This window comes from Bradyrhizobium zhengyangense (assembly GCF_022012555.1).
Lineage (GTDB): Bacteria > Pseudomonadota > Alphaproteobacteria > Rhizobiales > Xanthobacteraceae > Bradyrhizobium > Bradyrhizobium zhengyangense.
The window spans coordinates 193,121-210,984 of sequence record NZ_JAKLTZ010000006.1; the positions used below are offsets into that span (position 1 = coordinate 193,121).

The following is a 17,864-nucleotide window of genomic DNA, read 5'->3' on the forward strand; positions in this document are numbered from 1 at the left end:
GGTCGAGGGGGACCTGGCGAAGCCGGATAGGGGATGTCAGATGGAGACCGCTGCTCGCTCGCGCGCCTGGCGCGCTATCCTTGTGCTGTGCGGACTGATCCTGTTCGGATCGGCCGCCGATCTTCGCGCAGCCAGTTTGCTGTCACCGGGCGCAGGCGCGCTCATACGCAAATCTGCCGAGCCGTTCGGTGTGTTCGCCTTCGCCATTTCCAGCGGAGGCATGCGGCAGAAATGGCTTGGACTGAAGGAGAAGCTCGACGACGACATGGTGCAGCTGGCGCTGTGCGACGGCGACCGCGACAATTGCGCATCGCCCGCGGCGCTGAAGCTGCTCGCCATCGTCGACGAGGCCCGCACCCGCGACGGCCGCGCGCGGCTCGGCGAGGCCAACCGCGCCATCAACCTCGCCATCCGCGCCGAAAGTGACGGCGCCGAAGACATCTGGAGCTCGCCGCTGGAGACCTTCCAGCGCGGCGCCGGCGATTGCGAGGATTACGCCATCGCCAAGCTGGCCGCGTTGCGGCTTGCCGGTGTCGCCGCCGAGGACCTCCGCCTCGTCGTGGTGCGCGATATCCGCAACGGCGAAGGACACGCCATTGCCTCTGCAAGGCTCGACGGCCACTGGCTGATGCTGGACAACCGCCGCATGGCGATGGTCGAGGATGACGACGCGCGCAACTATCAGCCGCTGTTCGTGCTCTACCAGTCAGCCGTGCTGAGATATGTCGGCGAACCCGTGCGGCTCGCGGGTGTCGACAGCCAGCGCGTGTCGACCGGGGCGCATTGATCCATCGGGGCTCCGGCCCTTCACGTCAACCGTTCCGCCACACCCCATTCCGTCACGCAGCCTGGAACTGCTAGCATGGCTGCAACCATGCTGAGGACATTTGGAATGCGGTTCATCGTGTTGACTGTGCTGGCGCTGCTGGCGTTACCGGCGGCACCGGGTTTGGCGCAATCCGGCACAACCGCTCCCTCCATCGCCGACAGGCTGCCCCTGTTCGTCAACAACAATTGCCTGCAGATCCGCGATCCCGGCAATCAATTGTTCTGCGGTGACGCCGAACTCTCCGCCGCCGCCGAGAAGCTCTCGACCGCCGTCGAGGCGCGGCTCGCCCGCCTGCCCGATCGCCTGCCCGCCATCGAGGAAAACGCGATCTGGATCCGCCAGCGCAATCTCGGCTGCGGGATCGTCGGCCAGACCGCGATCCGCGATGACGATTTCGAACGCGTCAAGGCCTGCCTGCTCAAGGTGACCGAGGATCGCGCGGCGATCGTGCGTGATCCGGATTTCGACTGCCTCGCCGCCAACACCGCGGCCGGCGCGCTGATCTGTGCGGACCCGTCGCTGGCGCTGACCGAGACCGAGCTCAACAGCCAGGTGCTCGCACTGATCGGCAGGCTGGACCCGACCGCGGCGCGCTTTGCCTTTGCGGAATACGGCCGCTGGACGCGCGAGCGCGACCGCAAGTGCAATCTGGTCGGCAAGGAGAACGTGCCGCCGCAGGAGCTCGGCTCGGCGGAAGATTGCCTCGCCGACTATCTGAAGCAGAAGACCGACGAGATCGCCGCCGCGAAGGGCGATCCGAAGAAGGTGTTCGGCCGGCAGGTCGCGGCCAAGGAGCCCGACACCGACGCCGTCGATTTCTGCGCCGCGCGCATCCACGCCGCCAATTCGTGCGGCAGTTTCCTCCGCATCAACCGCGTCTACGCACTCGATAGCCAGGTGAATGACCAGGAGGCGCAAGTCACCGGCGAGATCGAGATGGTCGTGCTGGCGCCCTTCACCACCTGCAGCAAGGTCGCGTCCACCTGCACCGGCACCTGCTGGGACGCCAGCACCGGCCTCCCGCAACCCGGCGCCGCCAACAGGGAGCGCTCCGCAGCCGCTTTCAATGTCACGCGCCGCCTGCGGATCCAGCGCACCTTTGCCTTCGTGAAAGCAGCCGACGGCTGGCGTTGCCGGGAAGACGAACTGGCGCCGGTGAACTCAGGCACCGCGGGCGGGGGATCGTAGCCGCTCTTTACGGATCGCCGCCAAAGCGCGATGAGATTGGGCTGAATCGTCGTCGCGCTTTAGCTCTTTGTTTGAGCATGATCTTTTCGGAGAATCGCTTCACACTCTTCCGGATCATGCTCTAGGCTCCCATTTGCAGGTGACCGCATTTGCGGCAGCGCGATTCACGAGGCCGAAACATGTTCGGGTCATGGTCGCGACCGATGCAAAACCTGTTAGTGTGGCCGTCATGAAGCGGGATAGCTCGGCGCTCGAAGTCCGAGGGTTAACGAAGCGTTTTGACCGCGTGGCGGTCGATAGCCTCGATCTCACCATTCATGCCGGCGAGTTCTATGCGCTGGTCGGGCCCAACGGTGCCGGCAAGACCACCACTTTGCGCATGGTCGCGGGCCTGCTCAGGCCCGATGACGGCGGCGTCTCGATCTTCGGCATCGACGCGCTCGCCAATCCCGTCGCAGCCAAGCAAGTGATGGCATGGGTCTCGGACGAGCCGATGATCTATGACAAGCTCACCCCGCTCGAATATCTCGAATTCGTCGCCGGCCTCTGGGGGATTGCGCCCGCGATCTCGAAACCGGTCGCCGAGGAGCTGGTGAGCTCGCTCGGGCTCGAGCCGCACCGGCACGAGCGCTGCGAAGGTTTCTCCAAGGGCATGCGCCAGAAGGTGGCGCTCGCCGGCGCGCTGGTGCACGATCCCCGCCTCATCATTCTCGACGAGCCGCTGACGGGACTCGACGCGGTCTCGGCCCGCCATGTGAAGGGACTGCTCGGCGAGCGCGTGCACGCCGGCTGCACCGTGATCATGACGACGCATATTCTCGAGGTCGCCGAGCGTATGGCCGACCGCATCGGCGTGATTGCCGCGGGCCGTCTCGTCGCGGAGGGCACCTTGACCGAGCTGCGCCAGCAGAACGGCCATGCGGACACGAGTCTCGAAGATCTCTTCATCGCCTTGGTGACGCTCCAGGACGCCGCATGAGCTCGGCGACCGCGCTCTCCTGGTTTGCCCGTCACGAGCTCCGCCTCGCCTGGCGCGAATGGTTCGCCATGATGACGGGGGGCCGGCGTCGGCGCGCCCGCGCCGCTGTGATTGGCCTCTTGTTCTTCGCCGCATTGCTGCATGTGCCGGCCTGGGCGGTGATCGGCCGTTTCGCCAATCTGCAATTGCCGCTCGACAAATCCTCACTGATCGTGATCTCGGCGACGATCTTTCTCGCCTGGACCCTGATGCTGTCGCAGGCGATCGAATCGGTGACACGGGTGTTTTACGCCCGCGCCGATCTCGACCTCATCATGTCGTCGCCGGCAACGCTCGCCAATCTGTTCTCGGTGCGCATCGCAGCGATCGCGCTCACCGTCACGGTGATGGCGCTACTGTTCTCGACGCCGTTCATCGACGTGCTGTTGATCGGCGGCGGCGTGCGCTGGCTTGCGGCCTTCGGCGTGGTCGTCGCGATGGGGCTGTCGGCGGCGGCGATCGCGATTGCCGTCACCATCCTGCTGTTTCGCCTGATCGGCCCGGCGCGGACGCGCTTCGTCGCCCAGATCCTGGCCGCGATCATCGGCGCCGGCTTCGTGATCGCGCTCCAGGTCGCGGCGATCATCTCCTATGGCACGCTGTCGCGCTTCACCATCCTGACCTCAGGCACCCTCGCCGCGCACGCGCCCGATATCGACAGCATCTGGTGGTGGCCGGCGCGGGCCATCATGGGTGACGTCGAGGCGCTGCTGCTGCTCCTCGCCCTCGGGCTCATGTTGCTTGGATGCGTGATGGCGATCTTCTCAGGCCGCTTCGCCGACACCGCGATCGACGCCGCCGCCTACGGCACATCCAGCCGCAAGCGCGCGAAGGAACGTCCGTTCCGCGGCGGCTCGCGACAACAGGCGCTGCGACGCAAGGAGTTCGTGCTGCTCTGTCGCGATCCCTGGCTGATCTCGCAGACCCTCATGCAACTGCTCTATCTGGTGCCGCCGGCGCTGCTGCTGTGGCGCAGCTTTGGCGACAGCTCGGCGGCGCTGACGCTGATCACGCCTGTGATCGTGATGGCGGCAGGACAGCTCGCCGGCGGGCTGGCCTGGCTGACGATCTCGGGCGAGGACGCGCCTGACCTGGTCGCGACCGCGCCGCTGACGCCGACGAGCGTCATCCGCGCCAAGATCGAGGTGGTGCTGATCGCGGTCGCCATGATCTTCTGCCCGTTGGTGGTCGCGCTGGTCTTCGCTTCGCCATTCCAGGCGGCGATCACGGCGGCCATGATCATCGTCAGCGCCGCCTCGGCCACCGCGATCCAGCTCTGGTTCCGCGTCCAGGCCCGGCGCAGCCAGTTCCGCCGCCGCCAGACCTCGTCGCGGCTTGCGACCTTTGCCGAAGCCTTCTCCTCGATCGGCTGGGCCGCCACCGCCGCGCTGCTGCTGACGCTGCCGACCGCCGGCATCGTCAGCGGCCTGATTACCGCCGGCCTGGTCGCGATGACCTGGAAATTCAGCCCAAAGCACGAGTAAAGGCGGCAGCAACGGTGCGACACTGACGCGCTGTTGATCGCGTCCTGTTGGCGACACGCTGGATTGCACGCTAGACTTTGCCTTGAAGTCATCGGGGACGGGATCATGCGGCGATTGATTTCGGCGGCATTTGCGCTGTTGAGCGCGTGTCTCTCACCTGCCCTCGCCCAGCAGCCGCCTCAGCGCAGCGAATGCCTGGCGATGGCGAACGCCGCGCCTCGCGCGATGCCGGTCGCGTTCCGGCAGGCGGCTGCCGCGCCCGAGGTCGAGATCACCTATGCCGGCCACTCCACCTATTTCATCGATACGCCGGGTGGCGTGCGCATCGCGACCGATTACAGCGGCGCCTATCAGGTCGGCCGGCTGCCGGACGTCGTCACCATGAACCGGGCGCACAGCACGCACTATTCCCTCAATCCGGACAAGCGCATTCCCCACGTGCTGCATGGCTGGGGCGAGGACGGCAAGCCGGCTGCCATTTCGGAGCGCATCGGCGACACCTTCATCCGCAACGTCACCACCGACATCCGCCGCTATTTCGGCGACGATTCCGGCACGGACATGATCCGCGACGGCAATTCGATCTTCATCTTCGAGGTCGCGGGCCTCTGCATTGGCCATCTCGGACATCTCCACCACAAGCTCGACGACAGCCACTTTGCCCAGATCGGCCGGCTCGACATCGTCATGGTGCCGATCGACGGCACATACACCATGTCGCTCGATGGCGTCTCTGACATCACCAGGCGCTTGCGCGCCTCCGTGGTGCTGCCGATGCACCGCTTCGCCACCCCGCTCGCCGAGTTCATGCAACGCATCGGCAAGCAATTCGAGATCGACCGCCGCACCGAGCGCTCCTTGCGAATCTCGCGGGATACGCTGCCGACGACGCCGACGGTGATCATCCTCGACGGGGTCTGACGCGCAATTTTCTCCAAGCCGGCTGCCGGCTGATCGTGCTGGTCTCCTTGGCAGACAGGAGATCGACATGACCGACTTTGCGCGATTTTTGCACGCGGACGGGCCCAACCCTGAACACGCGGCGGCGCTTCAGCTCTATGGCCGGTTCGTCGGCGATTGGGACGCCGAGATCACCGCCCATGGTGCTGATGGAACGAAGCACACCGCGCCCGGCGAGATCCATTTCGGCTGGGTGCTGGAGGGGCGCGCCGTGCAGGATGTCTGGATCATTCCCCGTCCCGCAGGCAGCCCCGCCTTTCCGATCGCCGGCAATTGGTACGGCACGACGCTGCGGGTCTACGATCCCAGCATTTCCGCGTGGCGGATTTCCTGGGTCGATCCTGGGCGCTGTGTGTTCCGTCAGCAGATTGGCCGTCCGCGTGGCGAAGATATCGTGCAGGAGGGCACGACCGAAGCCGGCGACCTCACGCGCTGGAGTTTTACCGAGATCACCGCGGACTCCTTCCACTGGCTAGGCGAGGTCAAGAACGCGGCGGCGACCGATTGGCGGCTGGTGGTCGATGTGAGAGCGACGCGGCGCAAGGGTTGACGCCAACGCCGTTGTGCTCGCGACGGAGGGCGCGGTTGCACAAGGCGCGCTGCCGCGCAGCCAAATGAGGTGCTAGGCTCCCGCCATAAAAACATGAGGGAGCGAATGTCGATGGCTGCAAGCGGTCTGCCCGCCAACACCAGCGGGCTCTTCGTTGAACCGCGCGAGGACTGGCTCGCGCAACATCAGGAAGAGATCATCGATCCCTCCAGGCCGATCGTCGATCCGCATCATCATCTGTGGAATCGCGGCCATCGCTATCTTATCGAGGAGATGGCCGCCGACATCGCCTCCGGCCACAACGTCATCGCGACCGTCTATGTCGATTGCCGCTCGATGTACCGCGCACACGGACCCGAGGCGTTCCGGCCCGTCGGCGAGGTCGAGTTCGCCAATGGCGTCGCGGCGATGAGTGCGAGCGGCGGTTACGGCAGGGCGGCGATCTGTGCCGGCATCGTCAGCCATGTGAACCTGCTGCTCGGCGATGCGGCGAGGCCCGTGCTCGAGGCGGAGATCGCCGCCGGCAATGGCCGCTTCCGCGGCATCAGGCATTCGTCCGCCTGGGACCAGGACCCCGTCGTCGCCGGCATGTATGCGAACCGGCCGAAGGGATTGTTGCAGGATCCGACCTTCCGCAAGGGCTTTGCCTGTCTTGCACCGCTGGGCCTCAGCTTCGACGCCTGGCTGTTTCATCCGCAGATCGGCGAGCTCACTGAACTCGCGCGCGCCTTCCCCGACACCAGGATCGTGCTCGACCATTGCGGCGGGCCCGCCGGGGTCGGCCGCTTTGCCGGACGGCGCGAAGAGGTGTTTCCGGAGTGGCGCGCCTCGATCCAGGAGATCTCCCGTTGCGAGAACGTGGTGGTGAAGCTTGGCGGGCTCGCGATGTGCCTGCTCGGCTACGACTTCCATCTGCGCGAGCGGCCGCCGTCATCGGAGGAGCTTGCCGCGGCGTGGAAGCCTTATGTCGAGACCTGCATCGAGGCGTTCGGGCCGAAGCGTGCGATGTTCGAAAGCAATTTCCCGCCCGATAAAGGCCAGTGCAGCTATCAGGTGATTTTCAACGCCTTCAAGCGCATCGCGGCTCCCTTAAGCGATGCGGAGAAGACCGCACTGTTCTCCCAGACTGCGAAGGACTTTTACCGGCTCGAACTGCCGTCATCATGCAAAGAGGGGCCGGGATGTTGATCCCCGCCCCTCTTTCGTCGTGGCCGCTGGGAAGCGTCCTTGAATTTGATGAGGATTAGCCGGCACCCATGAGCGTCGCTGGACGACGTTCGCCGGGGGACAGGAACATGCGCTTGAGCTTGTTGACGACGCGGATCATGAAGCCGATCACGGCCGGGTTGGTCTTGCGGCAGAAGGCGATCTTCTTGACATGGCCTTCGACATGCCATTTGGCATGCGCACCGTCGCGGAAGAAGATCACATCGCCGACGCCGTAGCGCTTCGGCGGCATGCCGTCGCTTTCGAGCACGATCGATCCTTCCAGGATCATGATCGTCTCGTCGAAATCATAGTACCAGTTGAAGCGGCCTTCGGTGCAGGACCAGATGATGGTCGAAGAGGTGCCGTCCGAGCTGGTCGAGAGGATGTGCGAGCGCGACACCGGGTTGCCTTCGATGATCCAGGCTGGCTCGATCGGCCGCAGCTCCAGATCCACGTTGCAACTACCAATTTCAATCAATGCCCGCGACATCTGCTTCCCCAGGAGGTACAATATGATTAACCGGGGCTTAATCCCGGACTGTTTCGATGTTGGAACGCTAATAGCCGGCTTTTAATTCTTCCTTACGCAGGGACCGACAATCCACCGCAAGTTGCAGATGCGAACCTGTTAACGTCGCGATTCCCCTGCAAATTCGTGCACATGAACCCGTCTTTTCCGGGGTGCGACAAAGTGCGCGGAAAGATCGAAAAGGAGTCCATGATGTCCTTGACCCCGGAGGTGTTGACAGCCCAAGGCGAGGTCGTCGCCTGGCTCGGCAGCCTCGATGTCTCGTTCGCGCCGGACGAAGAGCCCTGGTTCACCATCGACGGCATCGACAGTCCCCGACAGATCGGAATTGACGCCTCAGGCGGCGCCTTGGTGCTGCTGCCGTCGCAACAAGTGCTCTACGTCTCATCGGAGGGACGCGCGGGCGTGATCGCCGAAGGCTTCGAGGCGTTCATCCAGCTCGTCGTTGCGCGCCCCTATTGGCTCGACATCCTCAAATTCTCTGCCGGTGGCGATCTCCGGGAGATGCGGCGCGCGGCGGATGCACTTGAGGCGACACTCGACGACGAGGACGACATCAACGAGGCGAGAGAGGAAATCCGATCGCGCCTCGACCTGCCGGAGGCGGACGATCCGGTCGGCGCGCTCTACGACGCGGTCGCGGCGTCCGACGCCATCGTGCGGGCCACGGACGGCAGCCCGTTCACGACACTGTTCAACCGCTTCAGCATCGACAACAACCCGATGCTGCGCAACGCGGCGGCTTAAGAGGCTACGACACTGGCTAGTTGTTCACTTCTCCCAACCGGGGAGAGGTGAAGAACTCCGGGGGCACGGACCTGGCTTACTTCGCCCACTCGCCCTTGCGGAACACCGGGACCTTGCTGCCGTCGGCCAGGATGCCGTCGATGTCGGTCTCGGCCGAGCCGATCATCCAGTCGATATGGATCAGGCTCTGATTGCCGCCTTGCGCGGCGATCTGCTGCGGCGTCAATTGAGCACCGTTGACGAAGCACTTCGAATAACACTGGCCGAGCGCGATGTGGGATGCCGCGTTCTCGTCGAACAACGTGTTGTAGAACAACAGGCCGCTCTGCGAGATCGGCGAGGAATGCGGCACCAGCGCCACTTCGCCGAGCCGACGTGCGCCTTCGTCGGTGTCGAGTACCTTGTTCAGCACCTCCGCGCCGCGCGAAGCCTTGGCATCGACGATCTTGCCGTCCTCGAAGCGCACCGCGATGTTGTCGATCAGCGTGCCCTGGTAGGACAGCGGCTTCGAGCTCACGACATGGCCATAGACCCGCCGACAATGCGGCGTGGTGAAGACCTCTTCTGTCGGAATGTTGGCGTTGCAGCTAATACCGTTCTTGGAGAGCGAAGCTCCGCCTTCCCATTCATGGCCGTCGGCCAGCCCGATGGTGAGGTCGGTGCCGGGACCCGAATATTGCAGCGCGCGGAAGCGCTGGCCGTTGAGCCAGTTGGTGCGCTCGCGCAGCACCGCATTGTGGCTTGCCCAGTTGGCCGGCGCATCCTCGCGATCGACACGGGACGCGGCGAAGATCGCGTCCGCAAGCTTGCCGATCGCAACCTCTTCCGGATCGTCCGGAAACACCAGCTTGGCCCACGCCGCGCTCGGATAGGCAATGATGTTCCAGTTGGTGTCGAAATTGACAATCTTCTCCAGCGCCGGCTGATAGGCGATGGAATTGGCCTTGCTCGCGCGCGCGACCTTGGAAGCGTCTTCGCCCGACAACAGCATCGGATTGTCGCCGACAATGGCGAGCCGCGCGGTGTTGTCCGAGAACGCCTTGGCCATGCCCTCGTAGAGCCAGTTGGCGGCGCGATCAAAGCTGTTGTCCTGGCCGTAGCGGTAACGCGCCAGCGTCATCTCTTCGTCGGAGAGGATCGGCGTCACGATACCGGCGCCGGCCTTGTAGGCGTGGACGGCGATTCGTCGCACCAGCGGCAGCGCGATCGCGGGCGCCGTCAGAAGAAGATCCTGTCCCGGCCGCAAGCCCAGTCCCACCTTCACCGCCACCTCGGCCAGCCGGTCGAGTTTCACGGGATCGATGGAAGTCGCGGAATTGCGTTGATCGGTCATGCCGGGCCCTCTGTCGGAATCTCTCTCGTTCAATCTAAGTCTAGCATCACGAGACACAAGTGTGCGAGCGCCTTGCGAGACCTTAAAGATACGCGGTTTCACGCATCTTGGTTTTCAACGCGTTGCCGATCTCAGCACCCGATCGACCATTTCTGGCGCAAGGCCGAGGTAATTTTTCGGTGAAGTGAGGGCCTCGATTGTGGCACGATCAATCCTGACAGAGACGCGGCTATCGGACGAAAGCGCATCCGCAAGGGTAAGGCCCTTCTCATTGGCCAGCCGGCAGGCATCGTAGACCACGTCATGCGCCTCCTGCCGTCCGATCTGCGGCGCCAACCCCATCATGACCGCTTCGGCCACAATCAGGCCGCGACTAAGGGCGAGGTTGTCGTTCATCCTGGCCTCGTCCACGATGAGGCCGGCGAGCGCGAACTTCGCCTGGTGGAGGGCGCCTGCGGTCAGTACGAAGCTCTCGGGGATCGCGATCCATTCGGCGTGCCAGGGACCTGTGGCGCGCTCGAAATCCTGCACCACGGCATCCAGCATCAGGCCCGCCTGCTGGCGTACCGCCTTGCTTGCGGCAAGCATCAGCTCCGACGAGATCGGGTTGCGCTTCTGCGGCATGGTCGAGGATGCGCCGCGCCCCTTGACGAAGGGCTCGTAGACCTCGGCGAACTCGGTCGAGGCCATGATCATGATGTCGAGCGCGATCTTGCCGAGCGAACCGGTGACGAGCGCGAGGAAATTCACGGCCTCCGCAAACCCGTCGCGCGCGACATGCCATGTCGAGGCGGGAACACCGAGCTTGAGCTCGGCGCAGAGCGCCTCCTGCACCTCGAATCCCTTGTCGCCGAGCGAGGCCAGCGTGCCGGCGGCGCCGGCGAACTGGCCGACCAGGACGCGCGGCTTCAGTTGCGCAAGACGCTCGGCATGGCGGTCGAACATCGCAAGCCAGATCGCGGTCTTGTAGCCAAAGGTCACCGGCAGCGCCTGCTGGAGATGGGTGCGGCCGGCCATCGGCGTGTCTCGATGACGCTGCGAGAGGTCCGCGAGGATCCTTCGCAGCTCGGCGATATCGCGTTCGATGATCTCGAGGCCCGCGCGCAGTTGCAGCACCACGGCGGTATCCATGATGTCCTGCGTGGTGGCGCCCCAATGCACGTAACGGCCGGCCTCGCCGCATTGCTTCACCATCTGATGCACCAGGGGCAGGATGGGATATCCGACGATGTCGGTCTCCTGACGCAACAGATCGAAGTCGAGCGCGGCGACGTTGGTCCGCGCCGCGATCTCGTCGGCGGCATCCTGCGGGATCACACCGCATCGCCCCTCCGCCTTCGCCAGCGCCACCTCGACCTCCGCATAGCGCGCGACCAGCGCAACGTCGGAAAACACGGCGCGCATCGCCGGCGTGCCGAAGGCATCGCGGAACAGCATGGAGTCGAGCACGGTGGTCGAGGCGGGAAGGGGCATGGGCGTTGCTTTGCGGCTGTTGTTGTGTGGGAGGCAGCTTACGCAGGCGGCAGTGTTCGGCAATGGACATTCACGGCTCGACACACACCAATGTCGTGTTGGCGAAAGCCAGGACGACGACGCGAGATTGTGCGCCGCCGCCTCGGTGATTTCTAACTCAGGTTGTATTCCTCCGCGCAAATGGCATAGCAGCCATCCGGTGTCGCGGTGAACCGTATTGACCTCCCGGCGGACTCACAGACTTCGAGTCGAAATCCATTTTGATTTCATCGTTGTCCGAAGTCGCTGTGAGCTCTGAGTTTTCGACGTGCAGTTTCTGTTCCGGGACCACCTTCTTGACACCGACCTGCGCGAACTGAGCCGCGAGCAGGTTCCCGTTTCCGTGGAACCGCAGGTTTTCGACCTCGTCGTTCACCTCATGGAGAACCGCGACCGGGTCGTCAGCAAGGACGAGTTGATCGACAAGATCTGGCACGGCCGCAGCGTCTCCGAATCGACCTTGACCAGCCGGATCAACGCCGCGCGCAAGGCGATCGGCGACAGCGGCGCGAACCAGTCGCTGATCCGCACCATTGCGCGAAAAGGCTTTCGCTTCGTCGGCAACGTCGAGACCAAGTCCGGAAGTGCAATGGTGGAACCGCGCGGCAGCGTCACGGCGTCGCACGCGATGCCCGCGATGCCCGCGCTACCCGACCGTCCGGCCATTGCCGTGCTGCCCTTCACCAATATGAGCGGTGACCGCGAGCAGGACTATTTCTCCGACGGCATCAGCGAAGACATTATCACCGCGCTGTCGAAACTGCGCTGGTTCTTCGTCGTCGCGCGCAATTCATCCTTCGTTTACAAGGGACGGGCCGTGCATCTCAACGAGATCGCGCGCGAGCTCGGCGTGCGCTACGTGCTCGAGGGCAGCGTGCGGCGAAGCGGTGGTCGCGTCCGCATCTCCGCCCAGCTCAACGACGTCTCGACCGGCGGTCATCTCTGGGCCGAGCGCTACGACCGCGAGCTCGCCGATATCTTTGCCGTGCAGGACGAGATCACCGACGCCATCGTCGCCGCGATCGAGCCGCAGCTTTACGCCGCGGAAAATTTTCGCGCGCAGCAGAAGCCGCCGGGCAGTCTCGATGCCTGGGACTTCGTGATGCGCGCGCTGTCGCATTACTGGCGCATCACGCGCGAGGACAATGCATCGGCGCAAAAGCTGCTCGAGCAGGCGATCGCGATCGACCCCGCCTACGGCAAGGCGCTGGGCCTGCTCGCGACCAGCCACATTTTTGGGGCGCATATGGGCTGGGCCGATATGGCCGGGACCGTCCCCATCGCGGAAGCCGCAGCGCTTGCCGCAGTGGAGGCTGATCGCGACGATGCCTGGGCCCATCACGGCCTCGCTTATACCTATCTGTTCCGCCGCCGTTTCGACGACGCGCTGGCGGCGTTCGAGCTGACGCTGATGCTCAATCCGAATTTCGCGATGGCGCACGCCTTCTACGGCGTTACGCTGTGTTATGCTGGACGATGGCAGGACGGCGATGCCGCGGCGCGCCGCGCGCTGCAACTCAGCCCGCGCGATCCGCTCGCGGCAATCTATTGCGGTGTTGCGGGCTATGCGCAGTTCATCGGCCGCAACTACGAGGACGCCATGCAGATGGCGCGGGAATCAATGCGGCAGCGGGCCGATTTCGTCGGCGCGCACCGCGTGCTGACGGCAGCCGCCGGCATGTCCGGCGATCCGCTGCTGGCCGCCTCCGCGCTGGAAGGCTTGCGCCGCACGCAGCCCGGCATTTCGCTCGCCTGGCTCACGCGAGAGCTGCCGATGCTGCGCGAAGAGGACCGCGCGCATTATCTGGAAGGATTTCGGCGCGCGGGGATGAGATAGTTGGCCACACCGACGGTGCACCCTCTCCCCTTGCGGGAGAGGGTGGATTCGATGCGGAGCATCGAAGCCGAGTGAGGGGCTCCATTCTCACGAACAGTTGTGCGATTGGAGAGTACCCCTCATCCGGCGCCATAGCCGAAGCTTCGCTTCGGCGCTCTCTTAAGGACGGCGGCCTAAGGCCGCCTATGCCACCTTCTCCCACAAGGGGAGAAGGAAGAGCAGAGTTACTCCTGCATCATCTCGCCGCTGCCGCCGAACTCGGCGGGAAAATCCTTCAGCTTGGGCAGGCCGTCGCGCATCGGCAGCACCGTCTCGGAATAGTTGACGTGGACGCCCGGAGCGAAGGCCAGCGTCGGGATGGTCGCCGTGAAGACGTCGATCAGATCGAGCGGCGGGTGATTGGTCATCAGATGACCGCCGCACCTCCTGCAATATTTGCGCTGGCTCAGCGGCGTTTTGGCGAAGGTCTCGACATTCTGTGCGCCCTCGGTAATGCGCACGGCTTCCGGCTTCCACAGGCTGAAGGCGTTCACCGGCCCGCCCGACCAGGAGCGGCATGAGCGGCAATGGCAATAGCCCATCGCGGCCGGCTCGCCCGTCACCTCGATGGTGACCGCGCCGCAGAAGCAGTGTCCGACATGTTTCATCTTGGTTTCTCCTGAGATGGCTTGGAATAGAAATTCTTGGGATAGAAGTTCTTGGGATAGAAGTTCTCGGGTTACAAATGAAGGCCCGCCACGCATCCTCCGTTCGGCGGACGCGTGGCGGAGCATGCGACCGCTAGACTGACCGGCGCCAGGGAATAAGCATCGACACCCGTTGTTTGTACTGCCGGTAATCGTCGCCGAAGAGGTCGACGAGATCGTGCTCCTCCAGCGCGATACCGACGAAGATGTAGGCCGTGGTCACGGCCGCGAACAGCAGATGGCCAACAGTCATGGTCGGTGCCGCCCAGAAGGCGATGATGAAGCCGAGATAGATCGGATGACGAACGAATTTGTAGAGCAGCGGCGTCTTAAACCGCGGCGGCTCGGCCTGCTTGCCGACAAGATGGTTCGTCACCTGATGCAATCCGAACAGTTCGAAATGATTGATGATGAAGGTCGAGGTGAACACAAGGATCCAGCCCGCGAACGACAGCGTGACCAGCGTCACGGCAAGATCGGCACTGGCGACGTCCCATACGATCGACGGCAACGGCCGCCACTGCCAGAACAGGAGGAGCAATGACAGGCTCGCGAACAGCACGTCGGTCGAGCGCTCGACCGGCTTGGGGACGAATTGCGTCCACCACGCCTTGAAGCGCTGGCGCGCCATCACGCTATGTTGAACGGCGAACAGCGCCATCAGCAGCAGATTGATGATCACGGCCTCAGCGGCCGGCGTGTCGGCTCCGGTATCGATGGTCTTCGGTACCACGAGCCCCATTACAAAGCCGATCGCGTAGACAATCGTAACGAAAAAAACGAGATACGCCGCAATTCCGTAAAGAAAGGCGATGAACTTGAAAATACGTGAGCCCGCAACCTCCGGGCCGATGGAATGAATCTGATGATCGAGTTGGGTCATAGAAAGCTCCGTTGTGCCGAGGCATCGGCACTGTTTGGTCTCCGCACCATGCCGGAGCGGACGAACGAAGACTTTCGCGGACGGTTGATTTTCGCCTGAGACGACTTTGATTTTTACTTGAGACGACAAAAACGTGCGATTCCTCTTTGAAAACAACGTGCTCGACGGCGACCTGCGCGAACTGACCTGCGCCGGGACCACCGTGGCGCTGCAGCCGCAGGTGTTCGATCTCCTGCTTTACCTCGTCGCGGAGCGCGCCCGCGTCGTCAGCAAGGACGATCTGATCAGCCAGATCTGGAGCAATCGCATCGTCTCGGATTCCGCGCTGAACAGCAGGATCAATGCCGCACGCAAGGCGCTGGGAGACGACGGCGCAACGCAGCGTCTTATCAAGACGATCCCGCGCAAAGGGTTTCGCTTCGTCGGCGACGTCCGGGAAGAGGTGGCAACCAGGCCAGCAGCGGCCGAGGCGGCGCCCAGTTCCGCGCGCGTCGCGACCGAACGGCCGGGCATCGCCGTGCTCGCCTTCGAGAACATGAGCGGCGACCCCGCCCAGGACTATTTCGGCGACGGTATCAGCGAGGACATCCTCACCGCGTTGTCGAAGCAGCGCTGGTTCATCGTGATCGCCCGCAACTCGTCCTTTACTTACAAGGGACGCGCAGTTCACATCAAACAGATCGCCGAAGAGCTCGGCGTTCGCTACATCGTCGAGGGCAGTGTACGCAAGGTCGACAACCGCGTCCGCATCACCGCGCAGCTCAACGACGCCACCACCGGAGGCCATCTCTGGGCCGAGCGTTACGACCGCGAGCTGGTCGACGTTTTTGCCGTGCAGGACGAGATCACCGAACGGATCGTCGCGGCGATCGAGCCGCAGATCCACGCCGCGGAGAGCTTTCGCACGCATCGGAAACCGCCAGCGAGCCTGGATGCCTGGGACCTCCTCATGCAGGCGCTGTCGCATTACTGGCGGATCACGCCGCAGGACCACGCCGCGGCGCAAAAACTGCTCGAGCGCGCGATCGCGATCGATCCGGATTACGGCCAGGCTTTGGCGGTGCTGGCGGCAAGCCACATGTTCGGCGTGCATCTGGGCTGGGCGGAGCTTGCCACCACCGCGCCGATCGCGGAGGACGCCGCGCTCGCGGCGATGCGCTGCGACCATGAGAATGCCTGGGCCCATGCCGCGCTCGGCAGCGTCTGCTTCTCGACCAGCCGCCTTGCGGACGCGCTCTCCGAGTTCGAACAGGCGCTCGCGCTCAATCCCAACTTCTCGCTGGCGCAGGGCTATTACGCGCTCGCGCTTTCCTATGCCGGGCGACCCTCCGACTCGTTCGAGGCCGCGAAGAAGGCGATCAGGCTCTCACCGCGCGATCCGTCGCTGGCGATCTATTACGGCATCGCCGGCTATGCGCGCTTCACCGAGCGGCACTATGACGAGGCCATTGCACTGGCGCGCGAGGCGATCCGCCACCGCGGCGATCTCACTGGCGCCTATCGCGTGCTCGCCGTCTCCGCCGGCATGACCGGCGACAGCGTGCTGGCGGTCATGGCGCTGGGCGAGCTCCGCCGGACCCAGCCCAATATCTCACTGGACTGGATCGCGACGCAGCTGCCCTGGGCGAACGATGCGGATCGCGAGCATTATCTGGAAGGATTTCGGCGCGCGGGACTGCGATAATCGGCGCAGCTACTTCGCCTTCGCCTTCGCCTGCACCGGCCTCGGCGGCGGCACCTGCGCCCATTCCTTGTCGGCCCGTGGGCCGTTGAGATCGCCGGTGAGGCCGACGAGCTGACCGGGTTGCACGTCGAGGGTCTGCTGCCAGGTCTGGGTCTGGCAGAGCAGCTTGATCAGGCATCCCTTCAGCTTCAGGCGGTCGGCGGATTCGCGCCACAGCGAGACCGAATAGGACTTGCCGTCCTCGGCGTTGTAGATGTCGCCGGCGAAGCGTCCATCGGACGTCGCCTGCAGGCCCAGGATCAGTTGATGGCCGAGCAACAGGCGAGCGCGCTTATCGGCATCGGGATTTTCCTTGTCGCGATACGGCTGACCGCGTTTGTCGGCCGGCTCCTTCATCCAGACGATGAAGCCGCAGATCCGGTCGCGCGAGGGACCGCAACGCTCCAGCCTGACGCGGGCGCGGCCGTCCTCGACCAGCCAGGTGCCGCTGGGGTCAGTAGGCGTGGCGGCGCCGGCGCGACCGCCAAGGATCATCATCGCGATGGTGATCGCGATACGCAGCACGAAGCGAAGCAGGAAATTCATCAGCGGCGACTTTCGTTGAGAAGATTGCGGCGTCAGTTCAGTTGCGCCATCAGCGCATCGGCGCCCTTGTCGATGCCGGTGTTGGCCGCGGCAAGCGCGCCGACGCTGGCCTTGATGTCGTAGGCGCCGGGGTATTGCTTGGTGACGTAAGCCAAGAGCAGGCGCGCGGTCGAAGCATCGAAGATCTCGACGCCGTAGATCACCGAGCCGGTCAACTTGCCCTCGCCGTCGCGCGCGGCCTGCACGCCGTTGTAGACCGCACCGGCCATGTCGAAGCGCGAGAGCGTGCCGAGCACCGGCGTGTTCGCGACCGCGCCGGTCAGCGTGAGCCTGATCCGCAGCGTCTCCGGTCCGCGCTCGCGGACCAGCGCGAAGCGGCTGCGCAGCCGCTGGGCGAAGCTGCCCTGCATGGTAGCCGCGAGTGTCGCCTTGTCCTTGTCGGACATGTCGCCGAACTGGTGATCCCTGCCGCGATAGACGACGACGGGTTCGAGGATCACTTTGTTATAGGCACGCCAATCGACTGACCTGGAATAGCGGTAGGGCACGCGGCCCGAAGCATCCGACTTGTCGGGAGCCATGTAGGCCGAGGACGCCATCTCCGAATAAGGCACGGGCGCGACCGAAGCGCAGCCGGCCACGGCGGCGCCAAGCATCAGCGTTCCCAGACCGCGCAGGGCGATCGAGCGATCCATTCCAGATACTCCTCTTGCGTCTTTTCGAGGGGCAAGGGCGACCGCAGCCGCGTGCGGGACCAGACGCGGCTGCGGGGCTCACCTTTGTCGGCTCAAGGCATCGTCCGGGGCCGTGTCAGACGCCTTGGACCGCCT

Annotated in this window: 17 protein-coding genes; 10 read left to right on the top strand and 7 right to left on the bottom strand. The window is 64.3% G+C overall.

What is annotated here, in order from left to right; translation table 11 throughout:
* The first annotated feature begins 40 nt into the window (after positions 1-40).
* The 7 genes from L6639_RS23710 (at position 41) to L6639_RS23740 (ending at position 7,217) form a co-directional block, all read left to right on the top strand.
* Complete coding sequence (locus L6639_RS23710) at positions 41-787, top strand: transglutaminase-like cysteine peptidase (protein WP_237864047.1); 747 nt, start codon at positions 41-43, stop codon at positions 785-787.
* 105 nt (positions 788-892) lie between these two features.
* Entirely contained in the window at positions 893-2,017 is a 1,125-nt protein-coding gene (locus L6639_RS23715; protein WP_237864048.1) for a lysozyme inhibitor LprI family protein, read from the top strand.
* A gap of 229 nt (positions 2,018-2,246) precedes the next feature.
* Positions 2,247-2,996 (top strand): ABC transporter ATP-binding protein, encoded by a 750-nt coding sequence (locus tag L6639_RS23720; RefSeq protein ID WP_237864049.1) that lies wholly within the window; start codon positions 2,247-2,249, stop codon positions 2,994-2,996.
* Positions 2,993-4,519 (top strand): permease, encoded by a 1,527-nt coding sequence (locus L6639_RS23725; protein WP_237864050.1) that lies wholly within the window; start codon positions 2,993-2,995, stop codon positions 4,517-4,519. Before L6639_RS23720 ends, L6639_RS23725 begins: the two co-directional genes overlap by 4 nt.
* A gap of 105 nt (positions 4,520-4,624) precedes the next feature.
* Entirely contained in the window at positions 4,625-5,440 is an 816-nt protein-coding gene (locus L6639_RS23730; RefSeq protein ID WP_237864051.1) for an MBL fold metallo-hydrolase, read from the top strand.
* 67 nt (positions 5,441-5,507) lie between these two features.
* On the top strand, positions 5,508-6,029 hold the full coding sequence (locus tag L6639_RS23735) for a hypothetical protein (RefSeq protein WP_237864052.1): 522 nt from the start codon (positions 5,508-5,510) through the stop codon (positions 6,027-6,029).
* 111 nt (positions 6,030-6,140) lie between these two features.
* A complete protein-coding gene (locus L6639_RS23740) occupies positions 6,141-7,217 on the top strand; it encodes an amidohydrolase family protein (protein WP_237864053.1) in 1,077 nt (358 codons plus the stop codon).
* 55 nt (positions 7,218-7,272) lie between these two features.
* On the opposite strand, the gene L6639_RS23745 is transcribed toward L6639_RS23740, so the two are convergent.
* Positions 7,273-7,728 carry a cupin domain-containing protein gene (locus tag L6639_RS23745; RefSeq protein WP_237864054.1) on the bottom strand — a complete coding sequence of 152 codons (456 nt, stop codon included), beginning with the start codon at positions 7,726-7,728 and terminating at the stop codon, positions 7,273-7,275.
* A gap of 231 nt (positions 7,729-7,959) precedes the next feature.
* On the opposite strand from L6639_RS23745, the gene L6639_RS23750 reads away from it, so the two are divergent.
* On the top strand, positions 7,960-8,514 hold the full coding sequence (locus L6639_RS23750) for a hypothetical protein (RefSeq protein WP_237864055.1): 555 nt from the start codon (positions 7,960-7,962) through the stop codon (positions 8,512-8,514).
* A 76-nt stretch (positions 8,515-8,590) separates the two neighbouring features.
* Here the strand turns inward: L6639_RS23750 and L6639_RS23755 are convergent, their stop codons facing one another.
* Positions 8,591-9,847, bottom strand: a complete 1,257-nt coding sequence (locus tag L6639_RS23755; protein WP_237864056.1) for an aminopeptidase — start codon at positions 9,845-9,847, stop codon at positions 8,591-8,593.
* 114 nt (positions 9,848-9,961) lie between these two features.
* On the bottom strand, positions 9,962-11,320 hold the full coding sequence (gene pcaB, locus L6639_RS23760) for a 3-carboxy-cis,cis-muconate cycloisomerase (RefSeq protein ID WP_237864057.1): 1,359 nt from the start codon (positions 11,318-11,320) through the stop codon (positions 9,962-9,964).
* A gap of 307 nt (positions 11,321-11,627) precedes the next feature.
* Here pcaB and L6639_RS23765 point away from each other — a divergent pair, with 307 nt between their 5' ends.
* Entirely contained in the window at positions 11,628-13,196 is a 1,569-nt protein-coding gene (locus L6639_RS23765; RefSeq protein WP_237864058.1) for a winged helix-turn-helix domain-containing protein, read from the top strand.
* A gap of 224 nt (positions 13,197-13,420) precedes the next feature.
* Here L6639_RS23765 and L6639_RS23770 read toward each other — a convergent pair whose 3' ends face one another.
* Together L6639_RS23770 and mddA are read right to left on the bottom strand one after the other, a co-directional pair.
* On the bottom strand, positions 13,421-13,843 hold the full coding sequence (locus L6639_RS23770; protein ID WP_237864059.1) for a GFA family protein: 423 nt from the start codon (positions 13,841-13,843) through the stop codon (positions 13,421-13,423).
* A gap of 133 nt (positions 13,844-13,976) precedes the next feature.
* On the bottom strand, positions 13,977-14,765 hold the full coding sequence (mddA, locus tag L6639_RS23775; protein WP_237864060.1) for a methanethiol S-methyltransferase: 789 nt from the start codon (positions 14,763-14,765) through the stop codon (positions 13,977-13,979).
* Positions 14,766-14,898: 133 nt separating this feature from the next.
* Between mddA and L6639_RS23780 the strand changes: the two genes are divergently transcribed.
* The gene (locus L6639_RS23780) at positions 14,899-16,449 is read left to right on the top strand and encodes a winged helix-turn-helix domain-containing tetratricopeptide repeat protein (RefSeq protein ID WP_237864061.1); all 1,551 of its coding nucleotides are present in this window, start codon (positions 14,899-14,901) and stop codon (positions 16,447-16,449) included.
* Between the two features lie 9 nt (positions 16,450-16,458).
* Here L6639_RS23780 and L6639_RS23785 read toward each other — a convergent pair whose 3' ends face one another.
* Together L6639_RS23785 and L6639_RS23790 are read right to left on the bottom strand one after the other, a co-directional pair.
* Positions 16,459-17,034, bottom strand: a complete 576-nt coding sequence (locus tag L6639_RS23785) for a DUF2147 domain-containing protein (RefSeq protein ID WP_237864062.1) — start codon at positions 17,032-17,034, stop codon at positions 16,459-16,461.
* 32 nt (positions 17,035-17,066) lie between these two features.
* Complete coding sequence (locus tag L6639_RS23790) at positions 17,067-17,729, bottom strand: DUF3313 domain-containing protein (RefSeq protein WP_237864063.1); 663 nt, start codon at positions 17,727-17,729, stop codon at positions 17,067-17,069.
* Positions 17,730-17,864 lie beyond the last annotated feature (135 nt).